Annotated in this window: 13 protein-coding genes; 8 read left to right on the top strand and 5 right to left on the bottom strand. The window is 61.3% G+C overall.

Annotated features, from left to right (window positions below):
* Window positions 1-296: 296 nt before the first annotated feature.
* On the bottom strand, window positions 297-1,625 hold the full coding sequence (gene shiA, locus PQQ96_RS01290; protein ID WP_408287689.1) for a shikimate transporter: 1,329 nt from the start codon (window positions 1,623-1,625) through the stop codon (window positions 297-299).
* A gap of 368 nt (window positions 1,626-1,993) precedes the next feature.
* Between shiA and PQQ96_RS01285 the strand changes: the two genes are divergently transcribed.
* From PQQ96_RS01285 to PQQ96_RS01265, 5 genes are all read left to right on the top strand, one after another.
* Window positions 1,994-2,212 carry a hypothetical protein gene (locus PQQ96_RS01285; protein ID WP_408287688.1) on the top strand — a complete coding sequence of 73 codons (219 nt, stop codon included), beginning with the start codon at window positions 1,994-1,996 and terminating at the stop codon, window positions 2,210-2,212.
* Window positions 2,196-2,915 (top strand): GntR family transcriptional regulator, encoded by a 720-nt coding sequence (locus tag PQQ96_RS01280; RefSeq protein ID WP_408287685.1) that lies wholly within the window; start codon window positions 2,196-2,198, stop codon window positions 2,913-2,915. Before PQQ96_RS01285 ends, PQQ96_RS01280 begins: the two co-directional genes overlap by 17 nt.
* Window positions 2,916-3,473: 558 nt before the next feature.
* A complete protein-coding gene (gene frc / locus PQQ96_RS01275) occupies window positions 3,474-4,721 on the top strand; it encodes a formyl-CoA transferase (protein WP_408287683.1) in 1,248 nt (415 codons plus the stop codon).
* A gap of 57 nt (window positions 4,722-4,778) precedes the next feature.
* Window positions 4,779-5,567: a fumarylacetoacetate hydrolase family protein gene (locus PQQ96_RS01270; protein ID WP_408287680.1), complete on the top strand. Its 789-nt coding sequence runs from the start codon at window positions 4,779-4,781 to the stop codon at window positions 5,565-5,567.
* A complete protein-coding gene (locus PQQ96_RS01265) occupies window positions 5,564-6,208 on the top strand; it encodes an NAD(P)(+) transhydrogenase (Re/Si-specific) subunit beta (RefSeq protein ID WP_408287677.1) in 645 nt (214 codons plus the stop codon). The genes PQQ96_RS01270 and PQQ96_RS01265 overlap by 4 nt, the downstream gene beginning before the upstream one ends.
* A gap of 131 nt (window positions 6,209-6,339) precedes the next feature.
* On the opposite strand, the gene PQQ96_RS01260 is transcribed toward PQQ96_RS01265, so the two are convergent.
* Window positions 6,340-7,287 (bottom strand): LysR family transcriptional regulator, encoded by a 948-nt coding sequence (locus PQQ96_RS01260; RefSeq protein WP_121106681.1) that lies wholly within the window; start codon window positions 7,285-7,287, stop codon window positions 6,340-6,342.
* Between the two features lie 368 nt (window positions 7,288-7,655).
* On the opposite strand from PQQ96_RS01260, the gene oxlT reads away from it, so the two are divergent.
* From oxlT to PQQ96_RS01245, 3 genes are read left to right on the top strand one after another with little or no spacing between them, the layout of a single operon-like run.
* Window positions 7,656-8,996, top strand: coding sequence for an oxalate/formate MFS antiporter (oxlT, locus tag PQQ96_RS01255; protein WP_408287673.1), 1,341 nt, complete (start codon window positions 7,656-7,658; stop codon window positions 8,994-8,996).
* Between the two features lie 30 nt (window positions 8,997-9,026).
* On the top strand, window positions 9,027-9,998 hold the full coding sequence (locus PQQ96_RS01250) for a LysR family transcriptional regulator (protein ID WP_408287672.1): 972 nt from the start codon (window positions 9,027-9,029) through the stop codon (window positions 9,996-9,998).
* Window positions 9,988-11,439 (top strand): aldehyde dehydrogenase family protein, encoded by a 1,452-nt coding sequence (locus PQQ96_RS01245; protein ID WP_408288157.1) that lies wholly within the window; start codon window positions 9,988-9,990, stop codon window positions 11,437-11,439. The genes PQQ96_RS01250 and PQQ96_RS01245 overlap by 11 nt, the downstream gene beginning before the upstream one ends.
* A gap of 92 nt (window positions 11,440-11,531) precedes the next feature.
* Here the strand turns inward: PQQ96_RS01245 and PQQ96_RS01240 are convergent, their stop codons facing one another.
* The 3 genes from PQQ96_RS01240 to PQQ96_RS01230 form a co-directional block, all read right to left on the bottom strand.
* A complete protein-coding gene (locus PQQ96_RS01240) occupies window positions 11,532-12,509 on the bottom strand; it encodes a 2-dehydropantoate 2-reductase (RefSeq protein WP_408287669.1) in 978 nt (325 codons plus the stop codon).
* A gap of 265 nt (window positions 12,510-12,774) precedes the next feature.
* Window positions 12,775-13,395: a LysE family translocator gene (locus PQQ96_RS01235; RefSeq protein ID WP_408287667.1), complete on the bottom strand. Its 621-nt coding sequence runs from the start codon at window positions 13,393-13,395 to the stop codon at window positions 12,775-12,777.
* A 129-nt stretch (window positions 13,396-13,524) separates the two neighbouring features.
* Window positions 13,525-14,064, bottom strand: coding sequence for a hypothetical protein (locus PQQ96_RS01230; protein WP_408287665.1), 540 nt, complete (start codon window positions 14,062-14,064; stop codon window positions 13,525-13,527).
* Window positions 14,065-14,194 lie beyond the last annotated feature (130 nt).

Here is a 14,194-nt window from a genome sequence, read left to right as displayed (position 1 = left end):
ATCCGGATGAAATAAGGCTGTAATTTTAAGAAATGCGGCAGCGCGCCATGAAAACCCGGAATGGGCTACCGAATGCGGGGAACGTTGGACGCCGGAACCGGCAAGAATGTGGGCGTTGAGCGGAAAGCAGGGAGCTGGTGCGGCGGAAAGTGAGAAAGCTGGGAACGCGGCGGGCAGGCTGATGAAGGGAGCTTGAATTTCAGAACGATCTACGGGAAGGCCATTGGCCTGAAAACAAACGGGCCGGCATTGGCACCTTTGCCAAGCCGGCCCGTCGCAACAATCTTCGGTAAGAATCAGGCGACTGTGCGCCCGGTCTTCATCTTCGCCGCCACGAGCACCGAGATCAGGCAGCCGACCGCCAGGTAGGCCGCCACCGGATGCCAGGAGCCGCCGGCAAAGCTGACCAGCGCCACCGCGATAAACGGTGTGAAGCCGCCGCCAACCACGCTCGCCACCTGATACCCGACGCCCGCGCCGCTATAGCGATACTCGGTGCCGAACAGTTCGGTGAACATCGGTTGCTGCACGCTCACGACCATGTCGTGGGCGACGTTGGCGAGCATGACGGCGAAGATCACGATCCACACCGTCGAGCGGGCTTCGAGCGCGAGAAAGAACGGCACCGCGCTGAACATACCGATCAGCGCGCCGATGATATACACGCGCCGGCGGCCGAAACGGTCCGCAAGCGCCGCAAAGCAAGGAATCGTCACGCAGCTCACCGCGCCGACCAGCAGGCCGATCGAGAGGAAGAACTCGCGCGGCATGTGAAGATTCGCCGTCGAGTAGTTCAGTGCGAACGCCGTCACGATATACATCGTGAACAACTCGGCAAGCCGCAGCGCGATGATCAGCAGGAAAGCCTTGGGGTGCTTCAGCAACGCCTCGACGATCGGCAGCCGCACGCTGCGTTCACCGTGCTCGCCGACCTTCTCGACGAACTCCTTCGATTCTTCCATGCTCGAGCGAATCCACAGCGCGATCAGCACCAGCACCACACTGAACAGGAAGGGCAGGCGCCAGCCCCAGTTCAGGAATGACGCGTTGTCCATCGAGCGGCTGATGATGGCGACCAGCCCGGTCGAGAGCACCAGCCCCACGCCATAGCCGACCTGCACGCCGCTGCTGTAGAACGCCTTCTTCTTCTCCGGCGCGCTTTCGACCGCCATCAACGCCGCGCCGCCCCATTCGCCGCCGACCGCGAAACCCTGGATCGCGCGCAAGGTGACGAGCAGCACCGGCGCCCACCAGCCGATGCTGGAGAAGGCCGGCAGCAGGCCGATCGCGGCGGTGGAGAGGCCCATCATCATCACCGTGAGGACCAGCATGCGCTTGCGTCCAAGCCGGTCACCGTAGTGGCCGAACACGAAGCCGCCGAGTGGGCGGAACAGAAAGCCGACGCCGAAAGTCGCGAATGCGGCGAGCGTGCCCATGGCCGGGCTGACCTTCGGGAAGAACTCGGCGTTGAAGACGAGCGCGGCGACAATGCCGTACAGCAGAAAGTCGTACCAGTCGACCACGGCGCCGATGAAGCTGCCGAGCGCCGCTTTGCGAGCCCGGCTGCGCGCCGTGCGGTTGTCGGCGATGGCCGCTTTCGGTGCTTTGGGGATGGTGGTGCTCATGACGGTGTCTCCTTCCAATTCTCGGGGTGCTGTCTGGATGCGCGCGGCAGATACGGGGCGGTGGCCGCTGCGGGCCTATCACAGGATTCCCCGAAGGTTAATGATGCGAAGCGGTTGACACAATCCGCATTCAGGTGAAATTGCGCGATCATCGAACGCAACTGCGCGAATAGCGCGCGTTTTGCGCGTTTACACCGAGCTTCGCCTGTTTGGATCGGTAGAGGAACCGCCCGTGTGCCGCACGTGCTACCTTGAGCATGCAATTCTAAAAACAACATCTACTGATATACTACATACGGAATATTGATTTTTGCGGCGTTGCAGCATATGATTGAGCTATCTGTTCACTCAATCATTCGGAGTTACAAATGGAGTTTGTTCCTCTCGCGTTGCTTGCCATTGCTGTCGTAGGTCTAGGCTCTGCCGCCACCGTTCTGTTGACCCGCTGGATCCCGCAGCCGGTTGCGCAGCTTGCAGCGCAACATGGCCGGTTCGTCGGCCTGGGCGAGCAGGACAGCGGCATGGCTGCCGTGGCGCCGTACCGGGCGCATGTTCAACAAGAGGCGATGAATGTCGTCAGAACTTGAAACTGAAGCAGTGGCCACACCCTTGATGTTGTCATTGCAGCCGATCGGCGCGAGCGCGAGCTTGCGCGATCAGGCGTATGCCATGCTCCGCCAGGCCATTGCCGACGCGGATATCTACCAGACTCGCGAAGAAATCCGCCTCGACGAGCGCGTGCTGAGCGAATCGCTAGGCGTGAGCCGCACACCGGTGCGCGAGGCGATGACGCTGCTCGAGCAGGAAGGTTTTCTGCGCATGGTGCCGCGGCGCGGCATCTACATTGTGCGCAAGAGCAAGCGTGAGATTGTCGAAATGATCCAGATGTGGGCCGCGCTCGAAAGCATGGCGGCGCGTCTGGCCACATTGCACGCCACGGACGACGAAATCGCCCGCCTGCGGCACATGTTCGACAATTTCCGCGATGCCACGCCGGCCGAGCACATCGCCGAGTATTCCGACGCCAACATCGCGTTTCATCAGGCGATCGTCGAGTTGTCGAAGTCGCAGATCATTCTCGACACGATCAAGAACATCTTCATCCATGTGCGGGCAATTCGCCGCATGACCATTTCGCAGAGCGACCGCGCGTCGCGTTCGATTGTCGACCATCTGCGTATTATCGAAGCGCTCGAGCAGCGCGATACGGAACTGGCCGAGCGCCTGACTCGCCAGCATTCGCTCGATCTGGCGGCGTTCGTCGAAGCGAATTGCGACTTTCTGGATTGACGGCAGGGTAGGTGCCTGATTGGCGCCACGGATGAAAAAGGCTTGCGGTGATGACTCACCGCAGGCCTTTTTTGCTTTTCCGACCGACATGCGTGCGCGGCGGTTGGGCAGGGAAATGGTTGAACCCCGGGCTCAACACCGCGCCACCGGAATCATCCCCCTGACGCCGCATTCAGCCGGCGTCTTCGGCTCATGTTCATGAGCGTTCACCATTTCTTCCCCTGCTAGTCGTTACCTCGCGGTGGGGATACGCCCAGCTTGACGGTCGTTGAAATATGGTATGTGATATATCAAATCCAATCGAGACAAGCAGCACTCGGTGTTTTCCCTCGAATCGAGCGAGCCGGCGCGGCATCATCTCGCTGCAACGTAGGCCAGGCAGACATTCAGGGCAGAAACCGCGAAACAGTCGCATGTTGAGATCGTGCTTGATTGAATGTGATATATCACATACCGTATGTACCGAGGCCAGCCAACTATTCGCACGAGCGGACGTTATCGAAGCGGGCACGTCCGTCGATAACCGTCGCACACAACTGACTGATCAGGAGACATGACATGAGCAAAGCACTCGATGGCGTGCGCATTCTCGATTTCACGCATGTGCAATCGGGCCCGACCTGCACGCAGTTGCTCGCGTGGTTCGGCGCGGACGTGATCAAGGTGGAGCGGGCCGGAGCAGGCGATATCACGCGTGAGCAACTACGCGATATTCCCGACGTGGATAGCTTGTACTTCACGATGCTCAATCACAACAAACGCTCGATCACGATCGATACCAAGAACCCGGAAGGCAAGCAGGTTCTCGAAACGCTGATCCAGAAATGCGACGTGCTGGTGGAGAACTTTGCACCGGGTGCGCTGGACCGGATGGGCTTCACCTGGGAGCGCATTCAGGAGTTGAATCCACGCATGATCGTGGCGTCGGTGAAGGGCTTTGGCCCCGGCCCCTACGAGGACTGCAAGGTCTATGAGAACGTCGCGCAATGCGCGGGCGGCGCGGCCTCGACCACCGGTTTCGACGATGGGCCACCCGTGGTGACCGGCGCGCAGATCGGCGACAGCGGCACGGGTTTGCATCTGGCGCTAGGCATTGTCACGGCGCTTTATCAGCGCACACAAACCGGGCGCGGACAGAAGGTGCTCGCGGCGATGCAGGACGGGGTGCTCAACCTGTGCCGCGTGAAGCTGCGCGATCAGCAGCGGCTCGAACGCACCGGCACGATGAAGGAGTATCCGCAATATCCGAACGGGCAGTTCGGTGAGGCGGTGCCGCGCGCGGGTAACGCTTCGGGCGGCGGCCAGCCGGGCTGGATTCTGAAGTGCAAGGGCTGGGAGACGGATCCGAATGCGTATATCTACTTCATCACGCAGGCGCCGGTGTGGGCGAAGATCTGCAACGTGATCGGCAAGGAAGAGTGGGCCACCGATCCGGACTACGTGACGCCTGCCGCGCGCCTGCCGCGACTGAAGGACATTTTTGCCGAAATCGAGCGCTGGACCATGACCAAGACCAAGTTCGAGGCCATGCAGATTCTCAACAAATATGACATCCCGTGCGGACCGATTCTGTCGATGAAGGAAATCGCCGAAGAGCCGTCGCTGCGCAAAACCGGCACGATTGTCGAAGTGGATCATCCGACCCGAGGAAGGTATTTGACGGTTGGTAATCCTATCAAATTGTCAGATAGCCCGACCGAAGTCAAACGCTCACCGCTTCTGGGTGAACACACCGACGAGGTGATGACCGAACTCGGCTACTCGCCCGAGCAGATCAGCGCATTGCGGACCGCCGGCGCGATCTGAGCGCTCGATGTGACCGCTCAATGTGACAGCTCAATGTGGCAGATCAAGGAGCGATGTATGGATACGTGGATGCGTTTTATGTCGAGCGACGGCGGCGTCGTATTCGGCCGGGTGGAAGGCGGTTATCTGCACGAATACAAAAGTCTCGATCAACCGGTGCCGACCGGCGCGGTGTTGTCGACACGTGCGCTCACGCCGCTCGCGCCTTGTGCGCCCGGCAAGATCGTCGCGTTGTGGAACAACTATCACGCGCTCGCCGCGAAGCTCGACAAGCCTGTGCCGGCGCATCCGCTTTTTCTGCTGAAGCCGGCGGAATCGGTAATCGGTTCGGGTGAACCGATCCGCCGGCCACCCAGTTACGCGGGGAAGATCGTCTACGAAGGTGAGCTCGGCATTGTGATCGGGCGACGCTGTCGCGATGCGAGTGCAGAACAGGCTGCGGAAGCGATCTTTGGCTACACGCTCATCAACGACGTGACCGCCGCTGATCTGCTGAACGAGAATCCGCACTTTCCGCAGTGGTGCCGCGCGAAGGGCTTCGACACCTTCTGCTGCATGGGCCCCTCGATCGTCTCCGGTTTCGACTGGCGCGCAGCGCATCTCGTGACGACACTCGACGGTGTGGAGCGGCAGAACTATCCGCTCGCGGATATGGTGTTTTCGCCGGCCGAGCAGGTGCGTCTGATTTCACAGGATCTCACGCTCGAGCCGGGTGATGTGATTGCGTGCGGCACGTCGGTCGGCGTTGGATCGATCAAGGACGGCGCGACGGTAACGATCACGATCGACGGGATTGGCACGCTAAGCAACACGTTGGGTGCTGCTGTGCGCGAGGTAGCGATATGACGCAACGTCCGGGGCTCGTTGCGTTGCTTGGTAGCGTCGTGGGACTTGCCGTCATGGCTGGCGGGTTTGTGCGCTATCTGTCGGCGGCGGTGCAGGCGGATGTCGAGCGTATCGAACTCTATGCGGCGGTCTTCATTGGCGCGCTGGTCTTCGCGACGTCCGCAATCGCATTCTGCAAACTGCGCGGCACGTTGGACCTGAGCGCGGCAGCGCGTCCAGGTCATGGCGTTGTCAATGTGTCGGCGCTGCTGCTGTGTGCATGGCTGGGCTACGGTTTCGTCACTGAACATGCGCAGCCGTTGGGACTCGCTGCGTTGCTTGCGACGAGCGCGCTTGCCGTTGCGCTAGGCATGCATCTGACGATCAACCGCGAGTACGCGAACGATCGCGATTCACATACGCATGCGTTTGCCGGGCACTGCCAGGGATTTGCGCTCGAGCGGCATGGGTTGTTGGCACGTATCGAATGGCATGGTGATGAAGAGCAAGCCTGGGTGCTGCGTGAGATAGCACCAGGCACGGTGCGCGCGGCAGCATACCGGCACCGCCGCGGCTGGCATGGCAGTGGGAACGTGGGTGGGCAAAGGCGCGGGTCGGTGCGCCAACGCTCCACTCACCGCGTGATGTGCCGTCAAAGATGAATAGACCAATGCGTCGAGCGGCAAGCGTGATTCATGATCGGCCTACTGGGCCGACAGATAAGGGAACTCACTTGCAGCATAGGGATGCTGATCAATTCGCAATAGTTAGAGTTTTATTGGTTTTCCATCGCCTACTGCTTATAGACGCTCAATTCCTTCACGCGCGTGATCTTCTCGATCAGATTCGCACCTTCCTCCATCAGGAAGCGTTTGAAGGCGACCGCAACCGGCGGCAGACGCTTGTTTTTCCGATGTACGACATACCAGTTGAGCATGACTGGAAAGGTCTCGACGTCGAGCACGACCAGATGACCGAGTTGCAACTCGAGACTGATCGTATGCGCAGAAAGGAATGCGATGCCCATACCGGCGATCACGGCCTGCTTGATGGTCTCGGTGCTCTTGATCTCCATCGCGATCTTGAGGTTGGCGAGACGGCCGGCGAAGCCTTCTTCCATCGAATTCCATGTGTCAGAGCCGCGTTCGCGCACGATGAAAGCCTCGCTCGCCAACTGGCTCATCTTGATGTTGCGTTTATGCGCGAGCGGATGCGTGGGCGCCGCCACGATCACATAAGGGTGCGGCGCGAACGACTCGTTGGTCGCGTCGGTTTCGTGCGGCGGGCGCACCATCACCGCGAGATCGGTCTGGTTGGTCGCGAGTTGATGCAACAGTTCCTCGCGATTGTGCACGGCGAGATTGAGCACGACGCCCGAGTAGCGCCGTGTGAATTCAGCCAGCACGCGCGGAAAGAAGTAGTCGCCGGCGCTGATCACCGCGACGTTCAGCTTGCCGCCGGAGACGCCCTTGAGCTGACTCATCGCTTCATCGACTTCGTGGAACTGCTGAATGATCGCGCGGCTGTAGTGCAGCATCTCGGTGCCGGCCGGCGTCAGATAGATTTTTTTGCCGAGCTGCTCGAACAGCGGCAGCCCCGCGTGTTCCTCGAGCTGCCGGACCTGGGTGGAGACGGCGGGCTGCGTCAGATGCAATTCTTCCGCGGCGCGCGAGAAGCTCAGGTGGCGCGCCACCGTTTCAAAGACCTTCAGTTGCCGCAGAGTCGCATTGCGCATCGTCATGGCCAATGTATAAGCAAATGTGAATCAACATAATAACAAACTTTAATTATTAGTAATTCAGCAATGACCCTAGCATGGGCCTGTATAAGCGGAATTGTCGGCGCAGCACTCGGGTTAACGCTTGAATTACAGACGTGGCGGGGGATGCGGCAAAAAGTTTATGCAGTACCGATGCTTAATTGATCGGAATAAAGAACTGCCCGCAAAGCGGTAATTCAAGTGCGGCGGGGTTTAAAGGATGCGGATTAAAGGCGCAAATATCAAATATTCCCGAATGGCAAGGCTATTCGGGTCATAACCCAAAGGTGAGACGCATACGGTGCGGCTTGACTGCCGGCTGCACCCGATAAAAAGCGGAGACAAGGCGCATGGACGATATCACTCAGCAAGCCACGGCACGCGTATTCTGGGCGAACCGTTGGTGGCAGCTCTTCATCGGCATGATGTGCATGGCATTGGTGGCCAATCTGCAATATGCATGGACGTTATTCGTCACGCCGATGAATGCGCGGCATCACTGGGGTGAAGCATCCATTCAGCTCGCCTTCGCTATCTTTATCCTCACTGAAACGTGGCTTGTGCCGGTGGAGGGCTGGCTGGTCGACAAATTCGGACCACGCCCGGTAGTCGCCGGTGGCGCGGTATGCGCCGGCCTCGCCTGGGTCATCAATTCGTACGCGACGACCTTGCCGATGTTGTATGTATCCGCGGTCATTGCCGGGATCGGTGCGGGCGGTGTGTACGGTACGTGCGTCGGCAATGCCTTGAAATGGTTTCCGGATCGCCGTGGTCTTGCTGCTGGTCTGACTGCGGCAGGTTTTGGCGCCGGCGCGGCGGTCACTGTGATTCCGATCGCCAGCATGATCACGCGCTCGGGTTACGAGCACACCTTCTTTTTCTTCGGCATCCTGCAGGGTGTTTGCATACTCGCGCTCGCGTTGCTGTTGAAGAAACCGAACTTGCGCCAGCAAGCCGCACCGAAGAGGAAGTTCGCGGTCACCCAGGTCGATTACACGCCGGGTCAGATGATCAGGACACCGGTGTTCTGGGTGATCTACGTGTCGTTTGTCGCGGTAGCAGCGGGCGGCTTGATGGCGACCGCGCAGATCGGCCCGATCGCGAAAGACTGGGGGCTCGCGCGCATTCCGATGACGCTCTTCGGCATGACCTTGCCGCTGCTCACCGCCACGCTTTCCATCGACAACGTCTGCAACGGCTTAACCCGTCCGCTGTGCGGCTTCATCTCCGACAAACTCGGCCGCGAAAATACGATGTTCGTGATCTTCATCGGCGAGGGCCTCGCGTTGCTTGGCCTCATGCAGTACGGCAGCAACCCCTACGCGTTCATGACGTTCGCCGCGTTGATCTTCCTGTTCTGGGGCGAGATCTTCTCGATCTTTCCGGCGATTTGCGCCGACACCTTCGGCAGCAAATATGCGGCGGCCAATGCGGGCACCTTATACACCGCGAAGGGAACGGCCTCGCTGCTTGTGCCGATCGCTTCGGTGTTGTCCGCCACGGGCGGCTGGAGTCTTGTCTTTATCGTCTCCGCCGTGGTCACGATTGCTGCGGGCATTTCGGCGAAGTTCGTCCTCGCGCCAATGCGCTCGCGCTGGATCGAAGTGCACAACCAGCCGCAGGGCGTGCTGGCCGTCGCCGGCAGCAAGACCTCGCGGCTTGGCCATTGGCCTGAGCAGTCAGGGGAATAGGGTGAGCGGCCCACGCCCGGCAGTGACGTCATGAATGTCTCGCTACAGCAACTCAAGGTGTTTGTCGCCGTCGCGCGGGAACGGAGCTTTACGCGCGCGGCGCGCGAATTCGATCTGACGCAGTCGGCGGTGAGCCGGTGTGTGCGCGAACTGGAGGACGCGGTCGAATTGAAACTGTTCGACCGCACCACGCGCCAGGTCGAACTGACTCATGCGGGCGCGAGTCTGGAGCGCAGAATCGGCCGCCTGCTCGATGAAATCGAATTGACGCTGCGCGAGGAGCGTGCCGCTTTCGACGGACACACCGGCGTGGTTGTGCTGGCGAGCAATCCCGTGTTGTCGTCAAGCTGGGTGGCGCAGGGGCTGGCTCGTTGTGCGTCGGCGTTTCCCGAGCTGATCGTGTCCGTCAAGGATCAACCGCAAAGCAGTGTGCTTGCGAGCGTCGAGCAAGGGGAAGTGGACTTCGGCGTGGTCTCGGTGGTGGGCCCCCTGGTCGCCGATCAGTTGCACGCGCAAGTGGTTTTCACGACGCCGCTCCATGTGGTGATGCCGCCGGCGCATCCGCTGGCGCGGCAAACCGGCGTCGCATGGCGCGCGTTGCAGGAATGCGCGCTCGTCACGCTGAATGCCGATGCGGGCATGCGCGCCGCGCTCGAGCTTGCGTTCAACGCGCATGGCCTGAAGCGACGGCCAGTGCAGGAAGTTGGCCACGTCGCGGCGGTGTCGCGCATGGTTGAACTGGGCATCGGCATCGGTGTGTTACCCGTCGATGGACATTGGCCCGCGCCTGGTGCGTCACTGGTGAGCCGGCCGCTGGTCCCCGAGATGAATCTGACGACGCTGCTCGTGCATCGCCGCAACCGCTCCCTCAGACCCAACGCTGCGGCGGCATGGGCGCAGTTCGCCGCGCTGGCCGATCCGCTGCCCGTCGGCACACCCAGCACACCCAGCACACCCAGCCCATGCAACACCCCACGCAAGGAGCTTCATGATGGAAACTGAAACCGACCTCAGGCGCCATGATCTGCTGATCGACGGCAAGCGCTTGCCGCCCGGCACCGGCGAATATTCCGTCGACATCAACCCCGCGACTGAAGAGCCCATTGCACTGGTTGCGCAAGGCAGCGCCGCCGACGTCGATACCGCGGTGCAGGCGGCGCGTGCCGCGTTGAAAGTGTGGAACGCGATACGGGCATCCGACCGGGCCCGCATCCTGATGCGTCTCGCCGGCCTGATGCGCGCGAATCTGGAGGAACTCGCCGCGCTCGAAAGCCTCGACGCCGGCAAACCGATCTCGGCGGTGATGCGTCAGGACATTCCAGCCGCGATCGATACGCTCGAATACTACGCAGGCTGGTGCGACAAGATCAACGGGCAGGTGGTGCCGGTGCGTCCCGATGCACTGACCTACACGCTGCGTGAGCCGGTCGGTGTGGTCGCCGCGATCGTGCCGTGGAATTTTCCGCTGATGATCGGGATGTGGAAGATCGCGCCCGCGCTGGCGTGCGGTTGCACGCTGATCGTCAAGCCTGCGGAGATTACGCCGCTGAGCGCATTGCGCATCGGCGAACTCGCGCTCGAAGCGGGCCTGCCGCCCGGGGTACTGAACATCGTCACCGGCAAGGGGCGGGTGGTCGGCGATGCGCTCGTCGCGCATCCCGGCATCGACAAAGTCACCTTCACGGGCTCGCCTTCCGTGGGGCGCGGCATTCTGCAGGGCGCCGCCGGCAACTTCAAGCGCGTTACGCTGGAGCTCGGCGGCAAGTCGGCGAACCTGATCTTCCCGGATGCGAATCTCGACAATGCGGTGCGAGCCGCGGCGTCGGGCATTTTCTTCAACACCGGCCAGGTCTGTTCGGCAGGCTCGCGCATTCTGGCCCATCGCGATGTGTACGACGAAGTTGTCGAGCGTCTCGCGGCGCGTGCGAAGTCGATCAAGGTTGGCGATCCAGCGGCGCGCGAAACGTCGATGGGGCCACTTATCTCCGCGGCGCAGATGAAGACCGTGCTCGGCTATGTCGAGACCGGGCGATCCGAAGGGGCATCACTCGTGACCGGCGGTGCGCGGGTCGGCGAGCGCGGATTCTTCGTCGAGCCGACGGTGTTCGCCAACGTCGAGCACGAAATGCGCATTTCGCAGGAGGAGATCTTTGGACCTGTGGCGAGCGTGATCCGCTTCGACGACGAGGCCGACGCGATCCGCATCGCCAACGGCACGTTATATAGCCTCGCGGCTGGCGTGTGGAGCGCGGATATTGGCCGGGTGCACCGGGTTGCGCGTGACCTGAAAGTGGGCACCGTGTGGATCAATACCTACGGTTATACCGATGTGCGCTTGCCTTGGGGTGGCTCCGGCGATTCCGGCTTTGGCCGCGAGCACGGCGACGTGGCGATTGAAAACTTCACCGAGCCGAAGGCGGTGTGGCTGGCGATCGATCAATAGCGGTAGCGGTGCGAAAGGAAAGGAACGAACGCGTGGCGTTCGATCCTTTCCTGTGAAGCGCGTGAGACGTCGGTCGATGCGCGAACGGGCGCTCAATCGCCCTGCAATGCCAGCCGTTCGCGCAGTTTGACGAGGGCGAGCACGACGTCGATTGTCGGTGTGGGCTCGGCAACGAGACGGCCCATTTCCTGTACCACCGTTAATAGCGGATCGATCTCCATCGGACGGCGGTTCTCCAGATCGACCAGGGTGGAGGTCTTATGTGCGCCGACCGCACCCGCGCCGTCAATGCGTTTTTCCACGTCGACGCGAAAATGCACGCCGAACTGATCCGCAATGCGCTTGGCTTCCAGCATCATCGTGCGCGACACTGCGCGCGTGCCGGGGTCGCTGGTGAGGACATCGAGCGTGGCGTGGGTCAAGGCGCTGATCGGATTGAAGCACAGGTTGCCCCACAGCTTGAGCCAGATTTCATCGCGGATATTGTCGCGGATCGGCGCGTCGAATCCCGCTGCCTGCATGATCTCGTGCAACTGCTGGATGCGCGGCGTGCGTTCACCGCTCGGCTCGCCGATTGGGAATTTCTTGCCGTACACGTGCTTGATGACGCCCGGTTCGACGATCTCCGCGGCGGGATAGAGCACACAGCCGATCGCGCGTTCGGGGCCGAGCCGGGTCCATTGGCTGCCGTCCGGGTCGATGCTGGCGAGGCGCGTGCCGGCGAATTTTCCACCGTGCTGGTAAAAATACCAGTAAGGGATGCCGTTGACGCCGGTGACGATGGCCGTGTGCTTGCCGAGGAGCGGCTGCATGGTGTCGACCACGCCAGGCAGCGAATGCGCCTTTAGCGTGACGATCACGAAGTCCTGCACGCCGAGTTCGCGCGGGTCGGACGTGCAGCGCACTGGCGCGCTGAACGTTTCGCCGTCCATGATCAGACGCGCGCCGTGTTCGCGCATCGCCGCAAGATGCGGGCCTCGCGCAACGAAACTCACATCCGCGCCGGCACGCGCCAGTTGCACGCCCATCAAACCGCCAATCGCTCCTGCTCCGAAGATACAGATCTTCATGATGCCGCCCCTGTGACTATGAGAAGTCGTTTGCCCGATGCCGCGTAGCGCCTTGCCACGGCGGCAGGCCATTCTGCGAGCATAAGGGTGCAGGACGATGACTGATAGTTAAAGTTTCTGCGGCGGTGTATTAACTATCGTTTATAGATGCGCTAATGGGCCGGTTATCATGCAGGTTCCGACGGGGCGAGAGGGTGCCTTGCAGTCGAGGCGTAACCGGATAGATCGTTCGGTAAGCTTGATATCGTGCTTCGGATCAGACGTCTTAGGTCCGCCGAACCAGTAGAAAGCTCGCGCCGATCACCGCCAGAAACGCCCCACAGCAGCGATTGAACCACCGGCGAACCCTGGCGCGAACCAGCCACTTGCCAAGGTGCATGCCAGCCCAGGAATAAAGCGCGATTGCCACCCATTCGAGTACCAGAAAGCTCGCGCCGAGCACCGCGAACTGCGGCAGCATCGGTTTGGCGATATCGACGAACTGCGGCAAAAATGCGGTGAACACCAGAATCGCCTTGGGATTGCCTGCCGCCACGAGACACTCCTGCCGCGCAATCCGCCAGAGCGATGCATCGTCCTGCTGGGCCGTGTCGATGGCCGGCGCGTCGCTGCGCCACAACTGGATGGCAAGCCAGATCAGATACGCGGCGCCGGCCAGTTTGATCGCGAGAAAGAACCACTCGGATGCGTGCAGCACGACGGCGAGGCCGGTCGCAGCCAATACCAGCATCAACGCGAACGCAACCAGCCGGCCGGTGCCGCCGACGAACGCCGTCATGAAGCCGTGCCGCGCGGCGACGTTGATCGAGAGAAGATTGTTCGGGCCGGGCGCGAGGTTGAGCGCGAAGCAGGCGGGCAGGAAGAACAGCCAGGCGGTGATGGACATGACGGCACGCACGGAGAAGGGGACGGTGTTGCGGAATCGGGGCGCAAGACGACCGGCGTCAGTGACGCCTTGATTCTACATGTTCCAGATTGTAGCGAATCGGCGGACCGTGCCGATTCCGCCGCCCGCTCAGTTCACCGATTCGACAAAACCCGGGTCGCTGATCAACGCGTCGACGCTCAGCTTGACCGTGTCTTCGATGGCGACGGTATTGCTGGTGAATTTGGGCGACTTCTGCCGGACCGTCTTGGTGGTTGAGAACACAACCTTCTGGGTCGTAACATCGGTCACGATGTAGCGCATTTTCAGCGTCCAGAATGCCGGCGACCGCGAATCGTCTACCGTGAACTTCTCGATGCTGCCGCTCAGAACCTTCCTGCCTTCGGTGAGATGAAAGCCGGCAATCCGCAAGCTGCTCGCGACGCCGTTGCGCACGGCCTCGTTGATATCGGTTTTGAGCACGATGCCGGTCATTGCCGTGTTTTCGATCCGGTTCGGCGAAACCTGGCCGGTGCGGGCCGGCATGTAGGCGAAATCGCGGGCGGGGGCGACGCTGAGCCAGCCGGTTGAATGCGCGGCCACGCGCGGTGGGCAATTCAGGCCGAACCACGACCAGGAGCAGGCAGACAGCATCAACGGCAGGGCAACGACGCTGCAACCCTTGATCACTGTGGATCTTAGGGCCGGACGCAGGGGGCCGAGCGATGGCCGCAGAGACTGACTCTGTTGCGGCGACTCGGGCGCTGTGCTGGAAAAAGCGGCGGTCGAGGTCAGAGGGGTTGCCTTTTAGGTTGAGTCA

This window comes from Paraburkholderia sediminicola (assembly GCF_046027825.1).
GTDB lineage: Bacteria > Pseudomonadota > Gammaproteobacteria > Burkholderiales > Burkholderiaceae > Paraburkholderia > Paraburkholderia sediminicola_D.
Note: the sequence above shows the minus strand (reverse complement) of the source record. Positions and strands in the feature narration are given on the sequence as shown.